This is a genomic window from Nonomuraea corallina (assembly GCF_027620315.1).
Taxonomy (GTDB): Bacteria; Actinomycetota; Actinomycetes; order Streptosporangiales; family Streptosporangiaceae; genus Nonomuraea; species Nonomuraea corallina.
In genome coordinates, this window is the sequence record NZ_JAPNNL010000095.1 from 1 (window position 1) to 26,594 (window position 26,594).

17 protein-coding genes are annotated in these 26,594 nt (G+C 69.4%); 4 read left to right on the top strand and 13 right to left on the bottom strand.

Going from position 1 to position 26,594, the window contains the following annotated elements; translation table 11 throughout:
* Window positions 1-422: phosphotransferase (locus OUY22_RS22255; RefSeq protein WP_270157021.1), on the bottom strand; the 422-nt coding region annotated here is incomplete at its 3' end.
* A 94-nt stretch (window positions 423-516) separates the two neighbouring features.
* On the opposite strand from OUY22_RS22255, the gene OUY22_RS22260 reads away from it, so the two are divergent.
* Window positions 517-1,413: a TetR family transcriptional regulator gene (locus OUY22_RS22260; protein WP_270157022.1), complete on the top strand. Its 897-nt coding sequence runs from the start codon at window positions 517-519 to the stop codon at window positions 1,411-1,413.
* Between the two features lie 67 nt (window positions 1,414-1,480).
* Here OUY22_RS22260 and OUY22_RS22265 read toward each other — a convergent pair whose 3' ends face one another.
* Entirely contained in the window at window positions 1,481-3,142 is a 1,662-nt protein-coding gene (locus OUY22_RS22265; protein WP_270157023.1) for a class I adenylate-forming enzyme family protein, read from the bottom strand.
* Between the two features lie 58 nt (window positions 3,143-3,200).
* On the bottom strand, window positions 3,201-4,031 hold the full coding sequence (locus OUY22_RS22270) for a hypothetical protein (protein ID WP_270157024.1): 831 nt from the start codon (window positions 4,029-4,031) through the stop codon (window positions 3,201-3,203).
* A 692-nt stretch (window positions 4,032-4,723) separates the two neighbouring features.
* On the opposite strand from OUY22_RS22270, the gene OUY22_RS22275 reads away from it, so the two are divergent.
* A complete protein-coding gene (locus OUY22_RS22275) occupies window positions 4,724-7,258 on the top strand; it encodes a DUF262 domain-containing protein (protein WP_270157026.1) in 2,535 nt (844 codons plus the stop codon).
* Between the two features lie 58 nt (window positions 7,259-7,316).
* Here OUY22_RS22275 and OUY22_RS22280 read toward each other — a convergent pair whose 3' ends face one another.
* From OUY22_RS22280 to OUY22_RS22295, 4 genes are read right to left on the bottom strand one after another with little or no spacing between them, the layout of a single operon-like run.
* Window positions 7,317-10,157 carry a pPIWI_RE module domain-containing protein gene (locus OUY22_RS22280; RefSeq protein ID WP_270157027.1) on the bottom strand — a complete coding sequence of 947 codons (2,841 nt, stop codon included), beginning with the start codon at window positions 10,155-10,157 and terminating at the stop codon, window positions 7,317-7,319.
* A gap of 7 nt (window positions 10,158-10,164) precedes the next feature.
* Window positions 10,165-13,752 (bottom strand): pPIWI_RE_Z domain-containing protein, encoded by a 3,588-nt coding sequence (locus OUY22_RS22285; protein ID WP_270157028.1) that lies wholly within the window; start codon window positions 13,750-13,752, stop codon window positions 10,165-10,167.
* Window positions 13,745-14,887, bottom strand: coding sequence for a pPIWI_RE_Y domain-containing protein (locus tag OUY22_RS22290; protein WP_270157030.1), 1,143 nt, complete (start codon window positions 14,885-14,887; stop codon window positions 13,745-13,747). Before OUY22_RS22290 ends, OUY22_RS22285 begins: the two co-directional genes overlap by 8 nt.
* Window positions 14,884-16,500, bottom strand: a complete 1,617-nt coding sequence (locus tag OUY22_RS22295; RefSeq protein ID WP_270157031.1) for a PD-(D/E)XK nuclease family protein — start codon at window positions 16,498-16,500, stop codon at window positions 14,884-14,886. Before OUY22_RS22295 ends, OUY22_RS22290 begins: the two co-directional genes overlap by 4 nt.
* 80 nt (window positions 16,501-16,580) lie before the next feature.
* Here OUY22_RS22295 and OUY22_RS22300 point away from each other — a divergent pair, with 80 nt between their 5' ends.
* Window positions 16,581-18,089, top strand: a complete 1,509-nt coding sequence (locus OUY22_RS22300; RefSeq protein WP_270157039.1) for a serine/threonine-protein kinase — start codon at window positions 16,581-16,583, stop codon at window positions 18,087-18,089.
* On the opposite strand, the gene OUY22_RS22305 is transcribed toward OUY22_RS22300, so the two are convergent.
* Together OUY22_RS22305 and OUY22_RS22310 are read right to left on the bottom strand one after the other, a co-directional pair.
* On the bottom strand, window positions 18,049-19,998 hold the full coding sequence (locus OUY22_RS22305; protein WP_270157032.1) for an N-6 DNA methylase: 1,950 nt from the start codon (window positions 19,996-19,998) through the stop codon (window positions 18,049-18,051). The two genes, OUY22_RS22300 and OUY22_RS22305, sit on opposite strands and share 41 nt — an antisense overlap.
* Before the next feature lie 141 nt (window positions 19,999-20,139).
* Window positions 20,140-22,284 carry a UvrD-helicase domain-containing protein gene (locus OUY22_RS22310; RefSeq protein WP_270157033.1) on the bottom strand — a complete coding sequence of 715 codons (2,145 nt, stop codon included), beginning with the start codon at window positions 22,282-22,284 and terminating at the stop codon, window positions 20,140-20,142.
* A gap of 124 nt (window positions 22,285-22,408) precedes the next feature.
* Here OUY22_RS22310 and OUY22_RS22315 point away from each other — a divergent pair, with 124 nt between their 5' ends.
* The gene (locus OUY22_RS22315; protein WP_270157034.1) at window positions 22,409-22,798 is read left to right on the top strand and encodes a hypothetical protein; all 390 of its coding nucleotides are present in this window, start codon (window positions 22,409-22,411) and stop codon (window positions 22,796-22,798) included.
* Between the two features lie 75 nt (window positions 22,799-22,873).
* Here OUY22_RS22315 and OUY22_RS22320 read toward each other — a convergent pair whose 3' ends face one another.
* From OUY22_RS22320 to OUY22_RS22335, 4 genes are all read right to left on the bottom strand, one after another.
* On the bottom strand, window positions 22,874-24,406 hold the full coding sequence (locus OUY22_RS22320; RefSeq protein WP_270157035.1) for an ATP-binding protein: 1,533 nt from the start codon (window positions 24,404-24,406) through the stop codon (window positions 22,874-22,876).
* Between the two features lie 65 nt (window positions 24,407-24,471).
* Window positions 24,472-25,605, bottom strand: coding sequence for an ATP-binding protein (locus tag OUY22_RS22325; RefSeq protein ID WP_270157036.1), 1,134 nt, complete (start codon window positions 25,603-25,605; stop codon window positions 24,472-24,474).
* A gap of 131 nt (window positions 25,606-25,736) precedes the next feature.
* Entirely contained in the window at window positions 25,737-26,144 is a 408-nt protein-coding gene (locus OUY22_RS22330; protein ID WP_270157037.1) for an ATP-binding protein, read from the bottom strand.
* An 83-nt stretch (window positions 26,145-26,227) separates the two neighbouring features.
* Window positions 26,228-26,512 carry a hypothetical protein gene (locus tag OUY22_RS22335; RefSeq protein WP_270157038.1) on the bottom strand — a complete coding sequence of 95 codons (285 nt, stop codon included), beginning with the start codon at window positions 26,510-26,512 and terminating at the stop codon, window positions 26,228-26,230.
* Between the last annotated feature and the right edge of the window lie 82 nt (window positions 26,513-26,594).

The window sequence follows — 26,594 nt, forward strand, 5'->3', positions numbered from 1 at the left end:
ATCGTGTCGGCGAGGGCGAACGCCATCGCCCGCCGCTCCCCGGGCGTCCGCGCCCAGCCATCGGGCAGCCGGTCGCGGACGACGTGGCCGGGCACCTTCTCCATCACGTAGAACGGCACGCCGATCAGGTCGCCCTGGTCGGCCAGCACGACGCGGGGCACCGGAACCGCCGTCCCGGCCAGCCCGCGCTGGACCCTGGCCTCGCGGGCCATGTCGTGGGCGCTCGGCAGGAGCTCGCCCGTCGGCGGCCGGCGCAGGACGAGCTCGCCCGCGTCGCTGCGCAGGATGAAGGTCAGATTGCTCTTCCCGCCGACGACGAGCTCCGCGGCGCAGCCGCGCCAGCGGTCGTCCTCGGTGGCCTTGACCAGGGCGGGCGCGAGCCGGTCCAGAGCGATCAGCTCGGCGGGGTCGATGCTGCTCATGACCGTATGGTACCGAACGACCGTTCAGCATCCTAGCGGGGGCATCTCCGGGAAAGGACCAGTTCGCCACCTGTGGTCACGTAGTCTGTTCGGTATGGCTGAACATACTCCGGGCGCTGCCGTACGGGCGGCGCGGCTCGCGCGCGGGCTGAGCCTGCGCGCCCTGGCGGGCCGCGTCGGCGTCAGCCCGGCGACGATGAGCGCCATCGAGACCGGACGCACCCCGCTGACGGTCGACCGGCTGATCGAGGTGGCACAGGTTCTGGAGGTCCCCCCGACCCGCCTGCTGACCGATGCCGGCACGCCAGCCCCCGCTCCAGCGCCCGCGCCCGCCTCGGCTTCCGCGCCGACTCTGGCCGGCGTGCCCGCCCCGGCTTCCGCTACGGTCGCCGGCGCCGGGGGAGGCGACTGGCGTCTTTTCGGAGCGCTGGAGCTCGGGCCGGTGCTGGCCGCGGCGCTGCGGATCTTCGTGGCGCGTGGCTACCACGCCGCCACGATGCGCGAGGTCGCCGCCGAGGCCGGGCTGAGCGTGGCAGGCGTCTACCACCACCACGCGAGCAAACAGGACATGCTGGTACGGCTGCTCGACCTGACCATGGCCGACATCCGGTGGCGGCTGCTGGCCGCGCGGGACGCGGAGGAGGGCGAGCTGGGGCGGTTCGCGCGGATGGTCGAAGCGCTCGCGCTGTTCCACGCGCTCCGCGGCGATCTCGCCTTCCTCGGCGCGAGCGAGATGCGCAGTCTCGCGCCGGAGGAACGCGTCCGGATCGCCGCGCTGCGCGACGAGGTGCAGCACCTCCTCGACGAGCAGGCGGAGCGGGCGGTGGCCGCGGACGGCGGGAAGCCGGTGGACGTCCGGACCGCGACCCGGGCCGTCGCGACGATGTGCACCGCGCTGCCGTCGTGGTTCCGCCCCGGCGGCCCGCTGTCGGCGCGGCAGGTGGCGCGGCGGTACGCCGACTACGCGCTCGCGCTGCTGCGGACCGGTTGACCGGGCCGGACCGATCGGCCGCCCGGCTCAGGCGGAGCCCCCGGCGACCAGTGGCCGCTCGGCCCGGTCACTGGTCCGCTCCCGCGGCCCCGTGGTCCCGCAGGACGTTGCGCCGGATCTTTCCCGTCTGCGTCTTGGGCAGGTCGGTGACGACGTGGATCGCGCGCGGGCACTTGTAGGCCGCCAGCCGTTCGCGGACGAAGGCGATCAGCTCGTCCTCCCCGGCCGACTCACCGGCCTTGAACGACACGTACGCCACGACGACCTCTCCCCGGTAGTCGTCCGGCTGCCCCACGACCGCCACCTCGTGCACCGCCGGGTGGGTGTAGAGCGCGTCCTCGACCTCGCGCGGCCACACCTTGTAGCCGGAGGTGTTGATCTGATCCTTGAGCCGGTCCACCAGGTAGACCCAGCCCGCCGCGTCCATGATCGCCCCGTCGCCGGTGTGCAGCCATCCTCCGGGCATCGTCGACGCGGTCGCCTCCGGCTGCCGCCAGTAGCCGGGCACCACCTGCGGCCCGCGCAGCACCAGTTCGCCCTGCTCGCCGGGTCCGACCGGCAGGTCCGAGGAGTTCACCACCCGCGCGTCCAGCCCTGGCAGCGGCACGCCGATCGACAGGGTCCCGCTGTCCTCGTCCACCGGCGCCTGCGTGCCCAGCGGCACGGCGATCACCGCCGAGGACGTCTCGGTCATCCCGTAGACGTTGTGGATGTAGACGCCGAACCGCTCCTGGAAGCGGTCGATCGTCGACGGCGGGATCGGCGCGCCGCCGCTGTAGACCGACCTCATCGACGCGAAATGCCGCCGCGACGCGTGCGGCAGCTGGTGGATCGCGTTGAACGCGGTGATCGACCCCACGGTGAACGTCACGCCGTGCTCGACGAAGGTCTCGATCGCCACCTCGGGGTGGAACCGGCCGGCCAGGACGAGCACGGCGTCGTGCAGCATCGCGATGGTCGCGTTGATGACCGACCCGGTGATGTGGAACAGCGGCGCCATGGCGTACACGGCGTCGCCGGGCCGCAGGCCGATCCACGAGGCGAAGGTACCGGTGACGGAGAGCACGTTGCCGTGCGTGTTCATCGCGCCCTTCGGCGGCCCGGTCGTGCCGGAGGTGTAGGTCAGGAGCGCGACGTCGTCAGGTCCCAGCTCCGGCGGCTCGACGGCGGCGCCGCGGAAGGCCTCGATCAGTTCCTCCAGGTCCCCGCCCGCTGCAGGAGCCCTCCGTTCGGTCCCGCTGAACACCCGGGGGTCGTCGCGGCTCTGGAAGGCCGCCGGAGAGGTGCTCACCGTCCAGCGCGCCGAACTGCCGGACAGCGTCTCGGCGACCTCCCGTACGTCTGCGTCGGAGCACACGATCCCGACCGCGCCGGAGTCGTCGATCAGCCGCCGCAGCTCCTGCCGGCGATACATCGGGTTGAGCACCAGCGCGGTCGCCCCGAGCTTCCACAGCGCGAGGAACGACAGCGCGAACTGAGGGATGTTCTGCAGGTAGATCCCCACGCGGTCACCGCGCCGGGTGCCGAGCGAGCGGTACGCCGCGGCGAGGGCGTCGGTGGCCTCGTCGACCTCCCTGACGGTCAGGGCGGCGTCGAAGTACGCGATCGCGCGGGCGTCCGGCTGCCGCCGCACCCGCGCCCGCCAGGCCTCGACGAGCGAGGCGTGGCCGGTGGGTTCCGCCTGGGAGACCGCCTGCGGATAGAGAGCCGTCCAAGGCCTTTCGTTCATCCCGCTACCTCCTCCTCGGAGCCGAAGCAGCCCGCCGAGACCGGCGGGTCGCGCTCTGTCAGTCGCGTCGGCGACACGGCTCGGCCGCTCGCAGCAGGTGCGGGTGCAGGAGTTCGGCCCGCTGCCGGGGCAGTCCGCCCGCCCGGGCGGCCTCGGTGAGCGCGGCCGTGACCCAGCCGGTGTCCACCAGCGCGCCGTCGGGCCGCCTGACCAGCGGCTCGTCCCCGTTCCGCCCGGCGCACTCCGCCCCGAGCAGCGGGCGGACCCGCTCCGGGACCGGGTACGCCACCCGGCCGTCCCCCTCCTCGCGCAGGACGACCACGACGAGGGGGTCGGCGCCGGGCAGGACGTGGACGTCGCGGGTGACCAGCGCGGCCAGCGCGTCCGGGGTCGCGCCGGTGGCCTCCAGCAGCGCGACGGCCAGGGCCTCGGTGCGCCGCCCGTCGCCGGCCAGCCGCGCGATGCCCCGCCGCAGCAGGCGCCGTTCCCCCGGGGTGAGCCGGGAGGTGCTGTTGGCGAGGCGCTGGGCCTGGACAGCGCCGCATCGGGCGGCGTACGCGTAGAAGGAGGCCAGCGTGGCGCGCCTGCCGGCGACGGTCGCCGGGGCCAGGGGCCTGCCGCCTCCGGCGCCGGTGGTGAGGGCGGCGTAGCAGTAGGCGTCCAGGTGGGCCGTGGAGGCGGCGAGTGGTTCGAGGTCGGGTTCGGTCGCGTACAGCCAGCGCAGCCACGAGGTCAGCACCCGCAGGCAGGTCCGCCGCCGGGCGGTGGACGGCCGGTCGGCGAGCCAGCCCTCGACCGCGCGCCGGGTGATGGGGTCGAGCGCGTCGACCAGCTCGCCGTCCCGCGGGAGCGGCCTCTCCAGCTGTCCGACAGCGGCCAGCTCCCTCATCAGGCGACCAGCGCCAGGGCGAGCGGGGAGGTGTCGTACGCCGTGGAGACGCCGGAGCGCCGGAGGCGGCGGCCCGTGCCTGAGGAACCCATCACGAGCTAGATCATCCCACGATCCGGCAGGCGGCAGCAGGGGCCAGGACGAGTGGTGCGACGCTGCGCACTCCCACGACCGGGAAGGTGAGCATCGAAGGGTCCGACGCGGTGACTCAGGGCCTCGGCCGGCCACGCGCACCCGTCTCGTTCGAGCAGTGCGTCCACGTGGCGGCTGGACCACGTGTCCGACGAGACCAGGGCCGCCCCTCTCCGGCCAGTACGTCGCCCGGCTCCTCGGCCCGGTCGTCGGCCTCTTCGCCGGCGCCGTCGCGGCGGGTGAGGTGGCCGGCGACCCGGGGTTCCTGCCCGAAGACGTACGACGCGCGACGGCCGGCGCGTTTCATCCCCGCGGCGCTGGAGAGCCTTCAGGGAACGCCCGCGCCGAAGGCCATGATGGTGGCTCACAAGGTGCCCGACTGGCCGCGGTTATGCCGTCGGTCCTGAGCTTGGCATGAAAGACGTCGATGATCTATCGGACGGCTTCGGTCAGAAGCGGTCTGCCATCACCGTCGGTACGGGCCTTGCGGCTGTCGAGCGGGCTGTCGTAACTTACTGTGCCTGTGAAGATACAGCTTGCTCGCGCCATGAACGGACGGCATGAAAGCGAACGAAACCACTCTCCGCAAGCTCATTCAGGGCGACCAACAATTGCTGGTCCCTCTCTACCAGCGTAAATACACGTGGGAACGTCCACAGCTCACTCAGCTATGGGCCGATCTCACAGCCCAGGTCGACGTGCTGGCCGAGCACCGGCAGGATGCCCCTAGCCACTTCATGGGATCGGTCGTCCTCGCCCCCGGCCCGGAGCTGGCGCCAAGCCGCTCCCAGTGGATCGTCGTGGACGGTCAGCAGCGTCTCACCACCCTGATGCTCGCCCTCTGCGCCATCAGAGATCACTTGGTCGCCGAAGAGCCCAGCGCTCGCGAGCGGATCAACGAGCTCCACCTGATCAACAAATTCCAGCAAGGCGAACTGCGCTACCGGCTCCTGCCCACGCAGGGCGACCGGGCCGCGTTCAAGGCGTGCGTGGACGGCACTTCGGACGGCGGGTCCGACAGCCTGATCGGCAACGCCTATCAGTTCTTCCGCAGAATGCTGAAGGAGTTCGACGACCCGGCCGACCCGCATGACATCGCGCGTGTGGAGTCGGTGCTGCTGGACCGGCTCAATCTGGTGCAGATCCTGGTGGAGAAGGACGACAACGCGTTCCGCATCTTCGAGTCGATCAACAACACGGGCATGCGGCTCAGTCAGGTTGACCTCATCCGCAACTACGTCTTCATGTGCCTGCCCACCCGTGGTCAGCACGTGTACGACGAATACTGGAAGCCGATCCAGGACCAGCTGGACGCCAAGGCCATGGAACAACTGATGTACCTGGTGCTGGTCCTGCGGGAGGGCGGCGAGGCCCAGTACAACGCCGTCTACCGGGGGCATCAGCAGCTGCTGCTGACACTGTCCGGCGATGAGAGGCGGGTCGAGGCGTACGTCCAGGACCTGCACCGTCGCGCGCGGCACCTCCGGCAGATCCTTTTCCCGTCCGAGGATCTGCCGTTCGCCGGGCAACTGCGCTTCCTCAAGGAGTGGCAGGCGTCCACGGTATACCCGCTGGTGATGCGCCTGCTCGAATTGCGGGAGGACCACCACATCGACGATAAGGAGGTGGGCGAGGCGCTCGCGTACGTCGAGAGCTTCCTCGTGCGCCGCCTGATCGCGGGGGTGACCACAGGCAACCTCAACCGTATTTTCCAACGGCTCGCCGTACAACTGGTCGCCGAGGAGGAGGTTCCGCAGGCGGTACGAGCCGCGCTGTCGCCGGCCAGGCTGTACTGGCCGTCGGATGAGCAGCTGCGGGAGGAGATCCGCAGCCGCGCCTTCTACTGGCAAGGGCGTACGGTGCAGCAGAAGCTCATCCTGCGGCGCATAGAGGAGTCGCTGGGCAGCAAGGAGCGGGTGGACCTGGCCGACAAGCGCATCACGATCGAGCACGTCCTGCCGCAGTCCGTGACCGCCGATTGGCTGAGCGAGCTCTCTCACGAGGGAGAAGACGCCGATCTCCTGCATCGGCAGCTCGTGCATACGCTGGGCAATCTGACGCTCAGTGGCTACAACGCGGAGCTGAGCAACAACTCCTTCGCCGCCAAGCGCCGGCAGCTGAGGCAGAGCGGCCTGGTCATGAACCAGCAGATCGCCGCCTGTGAGCGCTGGGGCAAGGCCGAAATCCTGGCCCGCGCCGACCGGCTCGCCGATCACTCGATCGCCATCTGGCCGGGGCCGGAGGAATCTGGCCGCGGGAGCGCGGCCTCCCGCGACTGGACACTGTTGCACAGCGCTGTGGCGGCGCTGCCCGCCGCCACCTGGACCTCGTACTCGGATGTCGCCGAGCTGATCGGCTCGCATCCGGTGCCCGTCGGCGTCCATCTCGCGACCGTTCCCGTGCTCAACGCACACCGGGTCCTCAGCAGATCCGGGCAGGTCTCCGGGAGTTTCCGCTGGACTGATCCTGACGACGACCGGGACGTTCACGAGGTGTTGCGCGCGGAAGGCATCGTCTTCGACGATGCGGGACGCGCCTCGGCGGACCAGCACATCACCGCCCGTGAGATCGCCGAACTCCTCGGCCTGCCCATCGCCGCGGACCTGGCCGAGACAGAGACCGCAGGGAATAAGTCCCTGTCGCCACAGGCGCTGACATCGCTGGAAGAACGCTTCCTGCGCCAGCTCAATGAGGCGAGCGGCCCGCAGGCGGCAGGCGCGGTACAGCGGCTGCTGGAGCACTGGTGCTCGCGAGGCGGCGAAGTCCAGTACGGCACGTCCGCGAACGCCTCCTGCGCACCGATCATCAAAGTCGGCGGACAGACCATGTACGTCATCCGCTTCTACGCCAAGACGGCCGAGATCCCCTACGGGGTGCTGCGCAAACGCAGGCCATTCGATGATCCGGCGCTGCGTGAGGAGCTCCGACATCGCCTCAATGACGCACCGGGCGTGGACATCCCTATAGCCAAACTGGAGCTGTATCCCTCCATCAAGAACACCCAGTTGGCGAACGTCGCCGTGTTCGACGTCGTCGTCGCGGCGCTCGACTGGTTCATGGCGACGGTGATCGCATTGGACGAGCAGGAGGGGTGACTGACGCTTGCCGATTCTCTGTGGGACGCGGCGCTGTGAAGAGTCCCGCAGGGGAGGCTTATTCCACGACGGCGTCTATGGGATACAGCTCCTCGGCAGCGTTGTCCTCGTCCTCCTCGGCGAGTGTCGGCAGGACGTACTCCTGGCCGAGCTCGGCCAGGTGCAACGGAAGGGGTAGAGCGAGAGCCTGCGGGTAGTCCGGCGGTTGACGCAGCTGGTGCACGGCGAGCGCCAGCGATTCCGGATCGTCACCGTCATCCTGATGGCATCCGAGGACGGCGATCTCCACCAGCCCGGGATTCCAGCCGGGGATGTGGGTGTCGATCCTGGTGTCGTCCTCACCGGCGCGCCGCGGGGCCAATTTGTCGGCCTTGATGGCCGAAGCCTGGAACTGGACGGGCTTGGGGGTGGTGCTGTAGAAGACGCGGCCTGTCCCGTCGCCCTGCGGCACCCACAGGTGGGACGGCAGTCCATTCGCCTCCTCCTTCGGGTTGATGCCCCACCACTGAGGTGTCTCCCGGCCCTGCGCGGTTCGCACGCGGACGAGTCGCAGGTCCGGGTGCAGTCGCCGAGCCGATGCGTGGCCGTCGCGGATACGGTCCGGTTCCACGTGGCCGTCCTGAAGCCACGTCCAGTGCGAACGGGCGTTCTGCCCGTGGGCGAGCAGCAGTGTCGGAGCGCCGCGCAGGGAGCGCAGCATCTTCTGCAGCCACTCCTCCGTGTCACGCCGCTGCTCGACCATGGCTCGGTAGTAGCTGCCGGGCGCGCTGTTCTTGGCGCCGGGCACGGCGACCTCCGCGAGCCGCGTCAGCTTCAGCAGCAACGCGGGGTACGGGATCCACGCATTCGCCTCGGGGTCCCAACCCTGGACACCGGCGACGCCGCTGCCCGATCGTTGCGGCGTCACGAGCACGGCGATCGGGACATACGCCGCCCATCGATTGCGTGCCGTGCGATTCTTCCTGACCAGCCAGACCGCGGCGTACCGCAGGCCGACGGGAAGTGTCTTGCCAAGGCCGTGCTCGGGGTGCACACGGATGCCGAGCTGTCGCAGGCCGTCGTCCCAGGCCATCGAGACGCGGTGATCGAGGTTCTTCACCGAGTCGTATCGTCCGGCCTTCTTGGGCACCGACACGAACTGGGTGACCGCGCCGGCGTCCGCGAAGCCGAGCCTGAGCGCGAACTTGGGGTCGTGGTCGCCGGTCTCGAAGTCGGCCCTGCGGTCGAGTTCCACCAGCGCCAGCGTCGGTGCCGTGGCCGTGATGTCGTCGGCCAGCCAGGAGCGGGCGCTGGTCCGCCGGTCGCGGATGGCCGCGCCGATCGCCGAGGAGGTCCGGAGCTTTCCCCTCGGCGCCAGGGCGAGCCCTTCTCCGAGGCCGGCCGTCAGCTTGACACAGCGCAGCCGTACGGTGAGCTCGGCGGACTGCCACTCAAGGATCACCGGGGCGCCGGGGCGTGCGGCCTCGTACTGCGTCTCGGTGAAGCTGCCGCCCTCTCCCTTCAACCCGAGGTGTTCGACGAGTCCTGCGACAGCGGCCTCGCGCAGTTCCCGGGTCTGCCAGAGAAGCCGTGCCTCCAGTGTGGGAAGTGTTCCCGCATCGGTCTCCGAGGTCAGCGAGGACATCGCGAAGGCTGCGCCTACCCGCCGTTCCTCCGCCCTGCGGGCGTCTTCTTGAGGTTTGTTCTCCTTCTTCACGTTGGGAGGAGCATTGAGGGGCTTGGCAGACCGCACTCGTCGCGTGCGGACCAATGCGGAGGTCGCCCGCACTTCAGGCGGGAGGGCTTGCCCAGCCCACTCAGTGAGCTCGGAACGCTGATGCGACATCAGGCCTGCCTTGACCTGGTGGCCGCCCATGGCCGTGCTGTACACGATGCCCGCGCGCAGTCCCTGGTTCAGCCACCCCTCCGGATCAGCGAGGATGTCGTCCACGCCCGGGAAAGGCTCGGCCAGCGAGATCCCGCGCAGGATGCCGGCAGGACCGCCGTTCACCCAGCCGGTGGCCCACTCTTCTCGCTCCTTGTCCCAGCGGCGTTCCACCTTCGCCAGCGCATACCGCTCACTGAGCGGGGCGCCAGGCAGGTACGGCACTCGTGGCCGCAACAGCACCGTCGTCCTGCGCCGGTGCGGCAGGTGGACCTTGCCGGTCGTCGAACTGACCCACGTCGCCCAGCGGCGGATGCCGAAGTGCAGGTGAAAACGGGGGAGAGGGTCGAAGGGCACGGTGTGCAGGGTGATGTTAAGAACGACCGAATACCACCAGGTACGCGTGCCCGAAGGTGCCGGAAGCGGCTGAGAGACCAGTTCGGCGCCCTTGTCGCGGGGGCCGCGGGGCACGGCGCGAAAGTGGAGCCGACCGGCGGCGTGCTCGTACGGACCGAGCGCCAGGACGCGCCTCGCCAGCCAGTCGGTGCTGAGCGGGAACTGGTGCGCGAGCGGCGCGGCCGTGCCGCCGACCGGGGTCGTGGGGCAGTGGAGCAACTCGGCTTCGACCGGTTCCCAGACGGGCGGGGACGCCGCCAGCTCGGCGCGGACGTCCTTGAGGAAGGCGCGGTGCTCCGCCTCCGGTCGAAGGTCGCCGAGCCAGCGGTCCAGCAGCGCACGGAGGACAGGGGCAGGCAGCGGGTCTGCGACCTCCTTGGGCACGTACAGCCAGTGCTCCGACGGACGGGGCAACACCAGGAGGTCGGGGGCGAAGGCCTGGATCACCTGCTCGAAGCGGTGAGTGGGCCCCGTGCGGTAGGGCTCGGCCCCTTCGGGACGGCCCAGGTTGCAGAGCGCCAGTATCGCCTCGCGCCAGGTCTCGGGGAAGCGCAGCGCGCGGTAGCGGCTCACCACGGTGGCCTCCGGCGAGACGGGTTGCCACGAGGCGGCGCGGATGGAGTCGTAATTGACGGGCACGGTGTCCTCAACGGTGGTGTTCGAGGTCGGACAGGGCGTTGTACAGCGGTTGGTAGAGCAGCCGGGCGATGGCCGGATCCGCCGGGTCCGGAAATGCCGCAGGATCGGCTCCGGCGTCGAAGTACGGGGTGAGGATGGAGCGGAGGGCTGCGAGGAGTCCGTCGTCGAGGGGGACGGGGCCCGTGGCGCCGGGAGATAGCGCGCGGGCCGTCCTCGGGGCGAAACTGGCGTCGACGAAGACGACCCGGGCCGGCACCCCGCCCCGCACGAGCCGGCCGATCACCTGCCAGATGGTGACCAGCTGGTCCCAGGCGAAAGCCCGTCTCTCCCAGGGCGACAGCCGGGAGTAGACGTAGCGCCGGGACAGCAGGCGACGCCATTCCTGCCGCGCCTCGTGGCGGAAGTCGAGCCCGGCCCGGTCGAGCCCGGCCCGGTCGAGCCCGGCGGCCTTGGCGACGAGCTCGCCGAACGTGGCCGGACCCGTGCGGTTGTCGGGCCGCCGCTGGTCGCGGACGAAGCGGCAGACCCAGTCGTTCACCGCGAAGATCGCCAGCGCCAGGTCGTCGGGACGGGGATGCGGCCGGGCCAGGAACAGGGCGGTGCCGAAGGCCGCGTTGCGATCGGTGTTGAGGATGTTGTGCCCGCGCTCGACAGCCAGCAGGGGAGCCACCAGCAGTTCGGCGTCGTGGTCGTCGGCGAACATGGCGAGGTCGCCCCGTCGCAACGTGGTGGCGTGCTCCGCGACCGCCGGGTCCGTGCCGCGTACGGACTGGTCGAGGTCGGCGTCGTCGGCGGCCAGTACCCGCACTTTGCCTCGCCAGCGGTCCAGCCCGTGCAGCGTGTCGGCGACGGCGTTCGCCTCCTTGTAGCTGCCGACGAGCAGGATCGCCCGGCGCCGGTTGTCGTCTCCGATGAGGGCCAGCTCCTCCTCCAACGGGCTCGCACTGCCACCCCGCCCAGGGCTGCCGAGGCGCATGGCGAGCGCCCTGGCGGCCGCCGGCCGGACCCTGGGGTCGGTACCGGACAGGCTCATGGGCGTTCCGTCGGCGTCATAGAGGAAGCGCGTGGCGAAACGCGACTTCCCCACCGCGTCGAGCGAGCCTTCCGACGGCATGAGCACGGCGGCCACCGGGGCCAGGACGTGGGCGCGGGTCGACGCGCCGGCCCAACTGGTGCCGGACATGAGCACCACATGCGGTCCCGGGCGTCCCTGGCCCGGGTCCGCGCCCAGCTCGTGGAGGGAGAGAAGCAGCTCCCTGCCCACGCCCGCGCACCGGAAGAAGCGCAGCGTGCCGCTGTGGTTGCCGTCCTCGTCGCGTTCCCGCTCGTCCGGGAGGTACTGGAAGCCGAGGACGTTGCCCATCGGGGCCTCCGGGATGAGCGGCGCGTAGTCGAGCGGCGGCCGCCTGGCCAGCTCGTTGCCGGTGGTGTCCAACCGGAGAGCGGCCTCGACCTGGGGCCAGAGGAACGTCAGACGTTCCAGGCGCTGATGGAGAGCCGACAGCACGAGCAGGAACTCGAGCCGTCGGCAGGTCAGGTCGCGCCAGGCGTCGTCCCGCGCGAGGGCGGGTGTGCCCTCGATCAGCTTGTCGAGCAGAGCCTTGACACGGGCACGGGTGCGGGCCGTGTTGAGCGTGTGCAGGAGGTCGCGCGTGGTTTCGATCAGGTCGTCGGTGCTCGTGTCGTACGGGCCGGAGTCGCCCAGCGGATCGTCGCGGAAGGCGTCCAGGAGTTTCGTGAGCTCTGAACGGAGAGAGTCCAAGAAGATCCGGCTGTCGTCGGCATCGGGCGAATCGTCGTCGTAGGGCTCGTACAGCTGCCGCTCGTCACGCACTCCTTCGGGGCCCGGGTGCTGTTCGTCGAACCAGTCCCCGAGCAGCTTCTCCTGCAGGGTCCACGGGCTGAAGTACTCGATCTCCGCCCAGTCGCGCAGATCCTCACCGGAGATGAGCAGCCGGTAGAGCCGGTCGGTGGCGGCGGTGACGACGGTCAGCGCCGAGTTCCACCGCTCGACGTCCTGGTCCGTGAGGGGCAGCCGGCCGCGCCGCGAGAGCTCCTCGATCTTGTGGGTGTGCAACTGGTCGAGCCAGGAGTCGGGATCCGGGCGGACGAGTGTCGCCGAGGGGGCGAAGATCTCGTCCAGCTTCATCTGGACCGAGTCGGCCTCGTCGACGATGACGATGTCGCTGAGCAGGCAGGCGAGTTCGAGATGGCGCAGCCGCTCCTCGTTCAGGTGCTGCGGGACGGCGCTCTGCACGAGGCTCGCCGGGTTGGCGACCCAGATCAGCCCTCCGACGAGGTTGCGCGCCGCCCGGTGACGCGGGCATCTCGCCCACACGGGGCAACCGCGCCGGCTGCCCCGCAGTTCGTCGGCCGGTTGCTGTTGCGCGGCCTCGCCCGGCTGGTACGGCTCAGGCAGGACGATGTCGGACGTGTGCTGAGCCTTTCGCCGCTCCGGGTGGAGCGCGGTGCAGGGCGCGTCGGCGTACCGCAGCGGCTGGATGGCCTCCGTGCCCCGCAGCGCATCGATCACGCACGTCGTGCTGAGGTCGTCGAAGCCCGCCGCGTCGTGGTCGAGCAGGTTGTCCAGGCCGCGCGAGGCGAGCCGGCGATGCAGCCGCTGCACATGGGTCTCCCGCGTGGTGGGTCCCAGCACCGGCACGGCGGGCAGCTCCAGATCGTTCAGCAGCTCGCAGAGCCGCAGCTGCTCGGCGACGTCGCCGACGACGAGGGTGACGCGCAGGTCCCGCTGTGCGGCCCAGACCGCGACGAGCGTCATCAGCGTGCTCTTGCCCGCGCCGACCATGCCGGCCAGATGCATGAGCCCGTCGAGGTGGATGTCGTCCCGTTCGCTGAAGTCCCGGCCATCGGCATCGCGAGGCGCGAACCGCAGCTCGTTGATGCGCTCCTCCCAGTTCCCTGGCCGCTCCACGCCCAGCTCCCGTTCCCGCTCGTCCATCCAGACCGCCGTGGCCAGCAGCTCGGAGCGCTTGATCGTGAGTGGGACGCCTCCGCCCGGACGTCCTCGCGCCAGGTCGTGACCGGGGACGGGATCGAAGATCAATGCCTCGGGGATGGTGACGGACGTGGGACGGCGGCGGTCCATGAACCCGTTTCGCCCCGCGGGAGCGAGGGGAAGCGGCTTGCGTGCGTGTTGCGGCAGCTTGGCCAGCGCGTCGTCGTAGACCGTGACGCGGTCGAACGCGATCGTCGGGGTCAGCTGAAGAGCGGGGCCGCCGTCCTCCGGGAGGTCGTAGGCACGCAACCGCGCGGGCACCTGGCGGTACAGGTCCAGGGCCTGGTGCCAGGCGCGGCGTCGGCGCAGCGTCCAGAGGAGGTGCCGGGCGGCGACGAGCATCGTGTCGTGCTCAGCGGTGCGGGCCAGCCCGGCCGCGCGGGCGAAGGGGTAGCCGCCGAGCAGCGTGTACACGCCTTCGGCGGGCTCTCCCGGGGCCAGCCGCTGCAGGAGCCGCAGGGCCAGCTCGACCTGACAGAGATGGGCCGGTTTCATGCCTTGCAGCGCTACGGTCAGGCCGCTCCAGACCTGGCCGAGTTCGCGACTGACCGGTCGGTGCCAGCTTTCGCGATCACGCACGGCTGTCCCCCTTCTGCTTGCGGACCCGGACCCGTGCCCTGGCCCTTCCGATCAGGTCTGTGTCGGTGAGGAGCGGCAGGTGGCGGGCCTGGGAGGGGCGGTTCCGCTCGTACACGGAGATGTAGTCGCGCCTGGTCGCGACCCGGTGGTGGGGTACGACCCAGAACGCCTCGTCGTACGGCGGCTCCTGCGGCACCGGGCGGGCCGAACGGCCGAGGAAGAGCGGGTTCGCCCAGTCCTTCACATCGACCGCCCAGCGGTGACCGTCGGGAAAGGTGACGAGCAGGTCGTAAGCGTCATAGCCCGGCCACATCCGGACCGCCAACCCCAACGCCTTCAGCTCCTCCTCCAAAGCCGTCTCGGCACGTCCAGGCCCGGTGACGAACTGCCGCACCGGCCGCTCGACCTGGTGCACCTCTCCCATCTCCGCTGGACGCAGCCGCGTACCGAGGGGGGCCGGTCCCTGGCGGCGGCAGTGGTCGCGCTCGCACCACCACTCCCCGTCGTGGACGGGGGTGAGCAGGGTCAGGCAGCGCCCGCAGCAGACGTATTCACCGTCGTACCGATAGCTGTCGGGAACCGGGAGGTAGATGCGCCGGATCAATTCGTGCACCGGCTCCAGGACCAGGTCGTTGAGGACCTCGAAGCTCTCCGGCGCGGTCAGGACGGGGCGGTTGACGAGCAGCCCGCGGAAGGCCGTGTAGGCCTCCTCCTCGCCGAACGCCCGGCACAGGCGCAGTGCGGTGTGGATGATCTCGCGGTCGCGGAAGGCCAGCGCGCTGTCGCGGGTGCACTCGGCCCATTCGTGGCAGAGCTCGGTGGGTCGCCCAGAGTCCGCGTCGAGCAGCCGGTCCTCAGGACCGATCGCGTCCGCGGGCAGGTCCACCGGCCAGTCCGCGAGGGCCACCTCCTTGCACCAGGACACGAGCTCGGTGAGGCTCGCCGGTGGCGTGGCCTCCCTGAGCAGACAGGCGAGGACCGTGCGGTCCAGCGCTCGCTGGGCCTCCGGCGGGTAGGGCAGGGTGAACGCGTCAAGCCCGGTCTGCGCGTCGAGCGCGAGCATGGCGCCGGCCAGCGTACGGACCAGTGGAATGCCTTGGTGCGCGGCGGCGTCAGGCAGCGTGTCGGTGGTCATCGGGCTTCTCCTGAAGCGGTGCACCAGCGGCGGACTTCGCAATCGGCGCAGTGGTCGCCGGGGGCGGGGGAGTAGGTCTCGTCGCTCGCCCATCCGGCGGCGAGGCCGGCGACGATCTCGCGCGCCTCGTTGTGGGTAGCTTGGTCGAACGGGTCGATCTCCTCGCAGACCGACCCGTTCTCCCGGAGGATCTCCAGCTCGATCCGCGACCGGCGGGGATCACCGCCGGGAACGCCGGCAGCCATCAGCAGGACGGCCAGCGCGAGCTGCGGAAATTCCCTGAGCAGGGAACGGCCTTCCCACGTACGTCGCGACGCGGTCTTCGTCTCACGCCATACCCAGCCGCCTGATTCGGTGTAGAGCAGGTCGGGGTCGGCGATGACGACCGCATCCACGACCGGGTCGTAGGCGGCCAGACGCCACTGGGGACGGACAAGCTCGCTCTCCAGCAGCCCGTCAAGCGGGCAGAAGGTGCGATGTTCTTCGATCATGCGGACAGCGGGGCTCAGTTCCTCCTCCGTCAGGCCCGGCAGCTCGGTAGGAGGTGGAACGTTCCGGCAAGGAGTCCGGGCATCTTGGCCGTGCCGGTCGTTCAGCCACGCATCGACGGCGCGACCGCGGCGGATCGCCTCGTTCTCGATCCGGCCGTCCTTGATGAACAGGGCCCGGGTCAGATGGAAGCGCGCGGGGCAGGAGTTGTAGGCGCGCAGGTCGCTGATGGAGACGCTACGCCGCTTGCGAGGACGGCGAAGGGCGGGTACACCCAGGAGCCCTGGAACTACGGGAAGAGCTGCGCAGCCGAGTAGTCCTTCACAGGTGGTGCAGTCCGATCCCGGGCGCAGTGCCCGCCCGTCGAGGACGGCGCCGTACCGCTTCTTGGCATGTTCCTCGAACTGGCGTACCGCCTCTTCGGCATCCCAGTCCGCCAGGACGAGGGGCTTGCCGTCGGCGAGGCCGACGCCGATGACGCGGACCTGCTGCGGCTTGACCGCATCGGGCTCGACACTCCGGTAAGGCTCGCCGAAGGACCCGCGAGCCGGTACTCCGGTCGCCGCGATCGCGGCGGCGGCCGCGATCTCCGCCTCCGACCGGTTCTCCTTGGCCGAGCCAATGGACGGAATCCAGATTTCCCGCACTGAGCCGTCCGGGGTGGCGTACCTTCGGCACCAGGCGGTGCGCTCGTACTGCACAACGCCTCTCGTGTCCGGCTTGCGCAGCCGGCTCAGTCCCACCCACTCGGTGGTCACAGGGAATGTGACCGGGTATCCGGCGGCCTGGTGCCGTGCCCGAGCGGCGAGGTAGGTCGGCACGGCTTCGAGTGCCCACGCGCGGTGCACGGGGTGACAGTTACGGGTGTGCCGGTCGTCCGCCAGTGCGGCCTGCACGCTGCTGCCACGGTGCTCGATCGCGTCGAGCATGCTCTGCACCGGTGTGAAGAAGAAGTCCTGGATGGGCTTCCTGCGGGAGCGTTCGGGGGTCTGCGTCAGGAGCGGGCGGGCCCGGAGGGCCCTTCCCCAGGCGCAGGCGTCCGCTGCCGAGCGCAGCAAAGGCAGGCCGATCCTCACCACGTCGGATCGGCCGCTGAGGCCGGAAGGCATCGGGAGAGTGCTCACGACTACAGAGAACCGTAGTCTGTGAACTTAGTCAAGCGACAGTAAGTGTTCTGTCTTGGTAACATGTGGGCGTGAACACCATGCAGGGGGAGGACGCCATGCGGCCGGGAGACGTGCTCTTCGAGAGGTTCCGAATCGGCGCCTGCCTGAAGACGGGCGGCATGGCGCGTGTCTGGCTGGCCGAGGACTTGCACTCGGGGGAGACGGTCGCGGTCAAGGCACTCGGTCGCGACTACTGGTCCTCTCCGTACGACGTCGATGAGCGAGTCATCCGCAGTGAGGCGTTCAAGCGCTTCGAGCGAGAGCGGGATCTCCTGGACAAGTTCGCGGGCCCCGGCATCCCGCGACTGCTTGACTACGGCTTCTTCCGTGGGGGCCCGTGCGTGGTAATGGAGCTGATCTCGGGGAAGAACCTGCGGGACTTCCTCTCCCTCCATCAGCCGCCGCCGATGGTCGCGGCCGCCGCGATCGGTGTGCAGATCCTGGAGATCCTCGACAGGATTCACAAGGGCGGTGTCGTGCACCGCGATCTGAAGCCGCAGAACGTGGTGCTCGCGGACAACGGCAGTGTCCACATCATCGACTTCGGCATCGCCCTGCCCACCGACCCGCAGGCCACCCGCTACACCCGCCACGGCCACACTCCCGGCAGCACCGGCTACATGGCGCCAGAGATCATCCGCGGTGTGAAGAACCCGACCCCCGCGGCCGACCTCTACGGCTTCGGCTGCATGCTGTACGAGTTCGTCACCGCGAAGCAGGTGTTCAGCGAGCTTCGCGACCGCAGCATCGAGGACCAGCACCGAAGTGATCCTCCGCCGCGTCTTGACCCCGCGCGACACCCCGTGGGCGCCGACCTGGCCGACCTGACCTGGAGGCTGTTGCAGAAGGAGGCCGCCGGCAGGCCGAGCCTGGCCGACGGGCTTGAGGTGCTGCGCCGCTATCTTCCCCGGCTCGGGGACCCCGCCCCCTCGCCCCGGTTGCACCCGGATCCCACTCTGCCGTTCAGGGAAGGCCGCGAATCACCGCCCGTGCCCGCAGCGCCGGCGCCCGTACAGCGGCAGCGCCCATCTGTGAGGCGCAGGCAGATGCCGAGCCGCCGCGAGTTCGGAGACCTGCTCGACGCCGCCGAGCGCGAAGTGCTGGCGCAGCAGCCCGGCATGCACACGGAGCGGGTGGTGGCGCGGCTGAGGGAGGTGGAAGCGGCATGGGGTCCGCGTGAGCGCCTCGTCGTACGGGCTCAGCTGGTCCGCGCGGATCGTGCCCGGCTCGAAGGGGACTGGCCCGGAGCCGGCAGGCTGTACCGCACCGTGGAGCGGACCCCACTCGAGGCGAAGGACGTGGACCTTCTCCTGGAATCCCGTCTCGGCGTCGCCGAATGCCTGGTGCCCGAGAAGGACGACACCGAGGCTGCCTTCACCCTGTGGAAGGCGGTGGTCATCGAGCTTCGCGGCCTGCCCCGCTCGCCCCTCAAGGTGTATGGGCGATGTCGCGAGTTCGCCGCGGAGCTCGCTGAATGGGGTCATCGCGATGAGGTCGAGACGATGCTCAGCTCTCTCGGAGCCGCCCGGCCGCCAGAAGTTCGGTGAGCGTCCGGCTCAGCGTCGCTCCCACATGGCCCACCTCCGCGACGGCCCGTTCGAAACGCACCAGCCGACGATGGATGTCGCCGTATCGGCGCTGCTCATCGATGGGGAGACGCGGCACCAGGAGACGCCGCGGATCCACTCGCGATGTGGTGGTGGCGTGTGTGCCGGCCTGCCGCGCGTTGAAGTGCGCGCGCAGGCAGGCGGCCAGGAACCATGGGTCGAGACGCTCGGTGTCGGGCCGGAGCCGATGGATGTGCGGCCCCAGAACCGTGGGTGCGGAAACGTCCACCCACGCGCTGAACTCGCCCGACGGAACGACCACCACCACGTCGTGGGAAGAGGTCACGGTGATGCCCTTGTCCCGTTCGAGCTGCTCGACGTCCTCAGCGGATATCCAGAACGGGGGCGGCTGCCCTTCCCGCAGATCCGTGACGGTGAGCACCGGAACCCCGTCATCGGGCCGCTCACCCCGCCGTAGGTACTCATCCGGGATCGCCTGCCCTGGTGCCAGGGCAAGCGCGCCGGCTTGCTCCAGGTCGGCGACGGAGACGGCGTGGGTGTCCGCCACTTCCCGCACCACTTCGAGATCGCGCAGGCTCTTCCCCAGGTCCTGGGCTTCCTGCAAGTTCGAGTCGAACTCCCGCCAGGCACGGCGATGATTGACGACCGATACCGACAGGCTGGTGGGCGCATGCCGGGCGGGAGTCAGATCGGTCTCCTCGCCCAGCAGATCTATGACCGGTATCTCGATGCTGCTCTCCCGCGCCTCACCTGCCATCGCGCCGAACACCCGATCTCGGACGGCGTCCCAGTCGACAGCCTGAGCGCGGGCGGCTGACAAGGTGGCCCGGCAGTCGGCCGCGTCCACCATGAGAACCGAAGGAGCGGTCCGGCGCTGGGCCGGTGGGCGCAGGATCCACAGGTGCAGGCCGACCCCGAAGGGCGGAGCAGCACCCGGAGGCAGGGCGATGACGGCTCTGAGCGCCCCCGCACGCAGCATCGCCGCCCTGATGCGACGACCCGCGCGACGTGAGGCCACGGCGGGCGGCAGCAGCACGACGGCGACGCCGTCATCGCCCAGCGCGGAGACGATGTGCTGCACCCAGGCGAGTTCGGACTCGGTCCGTGGCGGCAGGCCGAACAGCCATCGCCGGTCGGTCGCCAGCTCCGCATGCCCCCAGTCGCGGTCATTGGTCGGCGGATTGCAGAGGACCACGTCGGCGATGGCGGCCGGCGATTCGCCACGCAACGTGTCGGTCGTCCTGATGTCGATCTCGGGCGTCCCGGCCAGCAGCGACAACCTGGATCCCGCCAGCATGGCGAGCACGGGGTCTCGTTCGTATCCGGCAAGCCGGCATGCGCCCTTCCAGTGTTCCGCGCCGGCCAGGAGCAGTCCGCCGGCACCACAGGCGGGATCGAGCAGCATGCCGATCGTCCCTGGCCTGGACCGGGCCGCCACTTCCGCCATGAACGAGGCGAGCGGGGCCGGCGTGGTGGTGATCTGGCGTATGTGCGTGCCGAGCCACCGGTCGAGAAGGTATTGGAAAGTCTCGCCGCCGCCTTGACGTACGGAGAGCTCGAGAGCCTGATCGACCAGCTGCTCTTCACTGGGATCGAGCTCGTGATGGGGCGCGTCTCGCAGCCGGGCGCCGAACTCGGCGATGACCCGGCCCATCCGGTCACGATCGCCCAGAGCCTCGAAAGACGGCCAGAGGCGTTCGAGTGAACCGGTGGACGACCCGAGCTTGTCGTGCCGGCGGAGCCATTCCTCGATCTGGTCCAGGGAGAACTGCGGGCTGGTGTCCGTACCGCTGACGGGGGAGGGGAAGGTGTGGTGCCGTCTTCGCCAATTGCTGACGGCGGCCCGTCCGACCCCGGCGATGCGCGCGATCTCGGCGAGTGTCACCATGACAGGGCGCTCGCCCATGAATATCAAGCCCTTCCCGGAACCAGTCCGCTCAGGTCTCCCGACCTAAGCGCGACTCTGTTGACGCAGTTTTCATCATAGCCTTCTGCTAGGCAAGGTAACCAGGCTACTAGCACACGTGTTCTACATTCGAGATGGTGGGACGAACGGGCTGGGCGCGCCGCTCCACGACACGTAGAGTGCCTCGCACGCCCGCGTGCAGGCGACGAAGAGCACGCAGCGCTCCCGCAGCATGTCGCTCTCGTGCTGGAGCCGGTCCACCTCGGCCGGCGTGATCTCCTTCGCGAACGGCACCGCGCCGGCGGTCACCCCCACCACGGCCACGCAGCGGAACTCCAGCCCTTTCATGGCATGCATGGTGGCCAGGCGAATCCCCTCGGCGTTCGCCGCCGGCTGGTCCTTGACCTTGACCGCCGGGATGCCCTCGGCCACCAGCCGGTCGTGGACCTTGTTCAGCAGGATGTTGAAGCGCGTGCAGACGGCGATCTCGCTCGGCCGCACCCCCTGCCCGAGCCACTCCCGCACCCGCTCGACGACCGCCGTGACCTCTGCCTGCTCACTGGGGAAACCGGCGGTGCGCGGGCGCTTGCCGTGCAGCAGGGACCGGTAGCCGGACAGGCCCTCGTTGCCCTGCCCGCCCAGGTCCTCGACGAGCGACCCGTCGAGCAGGCCGGTCGACCAGGTCAGGATCTCCGCCGTGCTGCGGTAGTTGATGCGCAGCCGGCCGCTCCGCCCGGCCACGGAGATGCCGAGCGAGCCGAGCGAGACCTTGGAGTCGTAGATCCGCTGGTGCGGGTCACCGGTGATGAAGAGATCGTCCGAGCCGTCGAGGACGGCCGCGCGCAGCACCCGCCACTGCGCCGGGTGCAGGTCCTGCGCCTCGTCCACGATGACATGGTCGAAGCCGTGTCGCCGCAGGTCGGAGCCGCCGAGCAGGCGGGTCGCCTCAACGCAGAGCTGCAGGTGGGTGCTGACACCGCCGCCGCGGAGCTCCGCCGTGAACGCCTCGACCGCGTCCCAGACCTGCTCCCGCTGCCGCGGCCCGATCGCCTTGCCCCGGCCGCGCCTGGGCGCCTGAAGATATTCGGTCCGCGAGGTGATCCGCTGCGCGAGGACGACATGCCGGTACTCCTGGTGCAGGAACTGCTCGGTCCACGGCAGGTCCAGCCGCTTGATCACGCGCCGCCAGATCTGCCGCTCGTCGGCGTCCCCGATCATCTTCGGCGTGCGGCCGGTCAGCGCCCGCACGATGCGGTAGGCGTAGGCGTTCACCGTGGTGACGTCCACCCGCGCGAGCTGCTCCTCGTCATCCAGGAGCAGCGTGAGGTTCTCCCGCAGCGCCGCCGCGAGCGCGGTGGTGTACGTCGTGAGTAGGATCCTGCTGCTGGGGGAGCGGCTGAGTAAATGCTTGACCCGGTGCAGCGCGACCACCGTCTTGCCCGTCCCCGGGCCGCCTGTCACCTGCGCCGGCCCGTTGTAGGACGGGCGGTAGGCGATGCGCCGCTGCGACGGATGCAGGAAGACCCGCCAGGCGGCGAACGGCTTGCTGAGCACGTCGGTCAACTCGTCCGCGCTGCTGACCAGGGTGATCCGGGTGGTGGTGTTGATGATCGCCCGCTCAAGGCTCCGGTCCGCGTCGGCGGAGGCGCCGACGGGGCGGCGCTCGGCCACGACCTGCTGGTAGACCTCCTGGGGCGAGAACCCCTCCGCGAGATACTGCAGCACCTCGAACTGGTCCTCGGGCAGGAGGGAGGCGAACGCGTTCAGCTGCGGTTTGTCGATGACGGTCCGTACGGCGCGCAGCACCTGGTCGTCGATGCCGAGATCGCGCAGCACGGTGTCGGAGTGCTCGGCGAACAGCAGTGACGGCGCCTCGGCCGCCGCCTGCTCCAGAGCCGGGGTGAGCTGCTCGATGGCGACGACGTTGCGCACCTCCAAGGCGTGCGTGGCGGCGTTGACGGTGTAGAGCCGCTTGGCCGCCCACCCGTAGGCCTCGTCGTGCGGGACGACGTTCAGCAGCAGGAACGTGTCGGTCCCGTCGTCCGGGGCCAGGACCACGCCGCGCCAGAAGTCGGTGACGCGGATGGTCCGCATCCGCGGGTCCCGCGCGTTCACCACCGACTCCAGGTGCAGGCCCTTGTCGGCGTACAGCTCGGCGATGGAGAGCTGCTGGAACCGTTTCATGGCCTTGCGCACGCCCGCCTTGACCTGCTTCTCCAGAGCATCGAAGCTCTCCCAGAAACTGTTGGCGAAGGCGAGCTGCGGCACGCGAATCTCCCAAGGCGAGTGATGGATCACTAGGGTATGGGTGAGCGGTTCGCCGAGCCAGGTATCTCAGAAGATCGCGATCGTCCAGGACGGATTCCGGATCGTTGTCGGTCAAGGAGGTTGAATGAATCTCAACAGGTACTCCCTGACAGAGCTCGAGCAGCGCTTCGTCAACGTCGCGGCCGACCGGGGATATGAACTGGCCAAACCGCTGGTGAAGATCTGCGAATTAAGCCATCCGGCAGGCTCCGTGACGATCTATCTTGACCGCGAGCGCAGCCTCCGCCGTGCGATCAGAGTGAAGATCCATCCGGAAACTCCCGTCGAGACGCTTGAGGCCATCGAGGCCATCCAAGGTCTGAGCATCAGCCCTGACCTGTACCACCATGACAACATGAGCCGTTTTCCGAGGAGACTGAACGGAGGCAAAGAGAAGATCCATTTCGCTCGTGTAGTCGTATGCGCCGATATCACCGCCTTCGGTCGTCTACTACAGACGCTTGCGGCGGAGTGATCCAATCCTGCGGGCCGGAAACCAGCACATCGTCCAAGCGGCAAAATCAGTTCGAGTCTGAAACTCGGACACCCGTCACACGCGCAGGACGGTGACCTGGCGGCCGGACGGGGTGGTGGCCTGGTCGAAGCCGCCGCGTTCCTGCCAGGGCGGGGCCTCGGGGCGGCGGTCGAAGATGACCAGGACGCCGGTGTTCAGGGTTAGCCGGTCGAGGTAGCGGTCGAGCTGGGCCAGGCCCTCGGGCTTTGGGTCGTCCGCGCCTGGCCGCCACACCTTGAGTTCCATGGCTTCGCGTTGCATCAATCGTTCGCCCTCCGGTCCGCTGTACGGCCAGCGAACGAGCACGTCCAGGCGTTTGGTGCCGGCGGCGTACTCGCGGTCGAGGTAGCCGCCGCCGTTGACCAGGCGATGCAGGAAGGCCATGAGGATGATCTGGCACGCGGCCTCGTGGTAGCCCTCCTGCTGGATGAGGACTTCGCCGTGCTCGCGCCAGAACACGACGAACTCCTCCAGCAGGCGTGGCAGGTCGAACCGGCCGTCGGGGAGCACGAAGCTGTGCGGATCGGCGTGGACGTTCTGCTCCGTCAGGTCGCCCAACACGCGCAGGATGACCTCCCGGTAGATCGGGTTGGCCACCTGCGGCGGAGGTTGTTGCGTGATCAGGCCCAGATCGCGGGCGTAGGACAGGTCCTCGGAGTTGCCGCGGTCGGTGTAGGGGCCGCCGGCCACGATCGGCTCCATCACCCGCTTGACCCGGGGCTCGTACAGTCGTGCCGCCAGGGCGTCCAGGTGGGTGGCGCGCGCCCGGATCAGCCGCTCTTTCGCGTCCTCCACCTGCCGATCGCCGATCGTTCCTGTCACCTTCATCTCGGTGATGATCTCATCAGCGAGGGCGTTGACCAGCCAGGGTTGTCCCTGGGTGAGCTCGAAGGCGCGGTCCACGGCTTCCTTGGTGAACTCCTGGCCGGTGGCCTGGGTGTGCTGGTCGTACAGTTCGGCAATCTGGTCAGTGGTGAAGTCGCCCAGACGCAGTGATTTGCGGATGATGTTGAACGGGCTGGCCGCGTTGAACCGGTCGGGGACGCCGCCGGAGGCGACCTTGTAGTCACGCAGGTCGCGCAGCCCGCACAGCACCACGGACGAGGGGAACGGATAGCCCTTCGATCGCCTGTTGTGCCCGTCGCGGAGCTGGCCGAGGATACTGGCCAGGCTGTTACCCTGCAGGGCGTCGATCTCGTCGAGGAACAGCACCACCCGGCGCGGGCAGCGTCGGCACCACTCACGCAGCGCCGCACCGAACCGGCTACCTGGCGTGGCCTTCGGCCAGGAACGCGGCGGTAGCAGCTTCTTCGGCCAGCCCGACAGATCTGCGGCCTCGCGGAGGGAATCCAGCAGAAGCGACTCAGCCCAGGCGACGTCGTCGCCGGCCGCTTTGGCGCGCTCGCAGGAGAACATCAGGGCGGCGGTGTCGCCCTCGGCGGTCAGGTCGGAGGCCAGAGCGTCCAGGACAGTGGTCTTTCCGGTCTGCCGGGGGGCGTGCAAGACGAAGTAGCGGTCCACCTCGATGAGCGCCCGTGCCTCAGGGAGCCGTGGTGCGGGGGGCAGCATGTAGTGGAGCCGAGGGTTGCAGGGACCGGTGGTATTGAAATATCTCGCTCGGGGTGGTGGCATGGTCACATTCTGCCACCGTTCTGGTGCGAGGCCCCGAAGATCCTCAAGTAGGCCTCGGTCAGCTCCTCGTCGGTGAGAGGTCCGTACTGTTCCCGGTTCAGTAGGTCGGCGAACAGGAACCACTGCCGCAACAGGAACTCTCGGTAGATCGGGTTGGCGATCTCTGGCGCTCCGGTTCCCCGGATGAGACCCAGATTGCGAACGTAGGAGAGGCCGTGGTCGAAGGAAGCGTCCGTGACCGGCGATGTTCCCTCCATGGCCGCGCGGATCACCTGTTCCACTCGAGGCTCGTAGAGTCGCGTCTTGAGGGCGTCCAGGTGGATGGGCCGCTCCTGGATCAGCCGCTCCTTGGCCTCATCGACGTGCGCGGTGGTGATGGCGCCACTCGTCCCCATCTGGAACGTGATCTCGTAGGCGAGGGCATTGACCAGCCAGGGCTGGCCCTGGGTCAGGTTGAAGACCCGGTCCACCGCGTCTTTGGTGAACGCTTGGCCGGTCGCCTGAGTGTGCTGGTCGTACAGTTCGGCGATCTGATCGGTGGTGAAGTCGCCCATGCGCAACGACTCGGTGATGATCCTGAACGGGCCGGCCGGATTCGACCAATCGCGGTTGCCTGCGGGGGTGACCTTGTAGTCAGGCAGGTCGCGCAGTCCGCACAGCACCATGGACGAAGGGAAGGGACGGCCCTCATGCCGAGCGTTGTGGCCGTCGCGAAGCTGGCTGAGGATGCTGACCATGCTGGAGCCCAACAGGGCGTCGATCTCGTCGAGAATCAGGACCACCCGGCGCGGGCTACGGCGGCACCATTCGCTCACCGCCGCACCGAACCGGCTGCCCGGCGCGACTTGGGGCCAGGGATCCGGCGGCAGCAGTTCCTCGGGCAGTCTCGACAAGTCGGCGGCCCGACGGAGATTGTGCAGCAGAATCTCCTCCGCGGCGGCGTGGTCGTCGCCGGCCGCCCTTGCGGTCTCGCAGGAGAACATCAGGGCGGTGGTGTCGCCCTCGGCGTTCAGTTCGGACGCCAACGTGTGCAGCGCGGTCGTCTTGCCGGTCTGGCGAGGCGCGTGGAGCGCGAAGTAGCGGTCCTTCTCGATGAGCTCACGCACCTGCTGGAGCTGCGGCGTGAGCGGCAGCATGTAGTGGCGCCTGGGGTCGCAAGGTCCGGCGGTATTGAAGAACTTCGCTCTTGGTGCTCGCATGGTCACAGCTTGCCGCCTACTTGGTTGTTGCGCCGAGGGACAAGCCCTCTCTGACGCCGGCGACTCATTCATGGAACCCGCCGTCCCTCGCAGACGAACCAGACGATCTTGCCGTCCGGCGTCGGATCGACACCCCATCGCTCGGAGTAGGCCGCGACGATGGCCAGCCCGCGTCCGTGCTCCTCGTCCGGCCCCGCAGGTAGCGGAGTCGGCCAGACGGGGCTGTGGTCGGCCACCTCGCCCCGGACGCTTCGGCCCTGCCGGTGCAGGGAGAGGGTCACCGCGGACTTCGCGTGCACGATCGCGTTGGTGACGACCTCCGACACGACCACGGTCAGGTCGTCGGCCAGAGCGGACAGGCCCCACGCTGCGAGGGTCTCGCACACGAGCCGGCGCGCTGCGGCCACCGTTTCGGGCACGGCGGACAGGTCCCAGCCTGCCTCCTTGCCGCCTCGTGCGGGGGACGGAGCGAGCATCGGCGGGATTTCTCGCGGAGGGCCGTCGAGATGTCCCGGGACCGGATGGCGCGCTCCTCGATTGGGAAGGTGAGCATGCTTGTTCACCGCGCCCACCCCTCCAGCAGGGCTGTCCAGAGCTTGTCCGCCGCTGCCCTTCGCATCCAGGGGCTCTCGCTGACGTGGGTGCCGGTGGACGAGCGTACGGTGCGGCGGATGAAGGCCAGGCCCGCCGCCTCGCACAGCTCGTAGGACGTGGGGACGCAGCCGCAGGTGTGACTCCTGACCCTGATGGACACGGCCCTGTCCGTAGAGGCGGACCAGCTGATCTTGGTGAGACCGTTCTTGGCTGGTTCGGGGTGTGCGCTGTGGAAATCTGCCGTGCTCATGCCGGCCGCTCTGCGTGTGCGCCCAGCGCCCAGCCGTGGGTTTCGCGGGCAGTTATTTCCGTCACTTGGAATACCTTGAAAG

What these genes read in the sequence shown, in the direction of transcription:
- OUY22_RS22275 (WP_270157026.1), top strand. Translation starts at nt 4,724, where the DNA reads ATGAAAGCGAACGAAACCACTCTCCGCAAGCTCATTCAGGGCGACCAA.
- OUY22_RS22315 (WP_270157034.1), top strand. Translation starts at nt 22,409, where the DNA reads ATGAATCTCAACAGGTACTCCCTGACAGAGCTCGAGCAGCGCTTCGTC.
- OUY22_RS22305 (WP_270157032.1), bottom strand. Translation starts at nt 19,998, where the DNA reads ATGGTGACACTCGCCGAGATCGCGCGCATCGCCGGGGTCGGACGGGCC.
- OUY22_RS22335 (WP_270157038.1), bottom strand. Translation starts at nt 26,512, where the DNA reads ATGAGCACGGCAGATTTCCACAGCGCACACCCCGAACCAGCCAAGAAC.
- OUY22_RS22265 (WP_270157023.1), bottom strand. Translation starts at nt 3,142, where the DNA reads ATGAACGAAAGGCCTTGGACGGCTCTCTATCCGCAGGCGGTCTCCCAG.
- OUY22_RS22290 (WP_270157030.1), bottom strand. Translation starts at nt 14,887, where the DNA reads ATGACCACCGACACGCTGCCTGACGCCGCCGCGCACCAAGGCATTCCA.
- OUY22_RS22260 (WP_270157022.1), top strand. Translation starts at nt 517, where the DNA reads ATGGCTGAACATACTCCGGGCGCTGCCGTACGGGCGGCGCGGCTCGCG.
- OUY22_RS22330 (WP_270157037.1), bottom strand. Translation starts at nt 26,144, where the DNA reads ATGCTCGCTCCGTCCCCCGCACGAGGCGGCAAGGAGGCAGGCTGGGAC.
- OUY22_RS22320 (WP_270157035.1), bottom strand. Translation starts at nt 24,406, where the DNA reads ATGCTGCCCCCCGCACCACGGCTCCCTGAGGCACGGGCGCTCATCGAG.
- OUY22_RS22270 (WP_270157024.1), bottom strand. Translation starts at nt 4,031, where the DNA reads ATGAGGGAGCTGGCCGCTGTCGGACAGCTGGAGAGGCCGCTCCCGCGG.
- OUY22_RS22325 (WP_270157036.1), bottom strand. Translation starts at nt 25,605, where the DNA reads ATGCTGCCGCTCACGCCGCAGCTCCAGCAGGTGCGTGAGCTCATCGAG.
- OUY22_RS22300 (WP_270157039.1), top strand. Translation starts at nt 16,581, where the DNA reads ATGCAGGGGGAGGACGCCATGCGGCCGGGAGACGTGCTCTTCGAGAGG.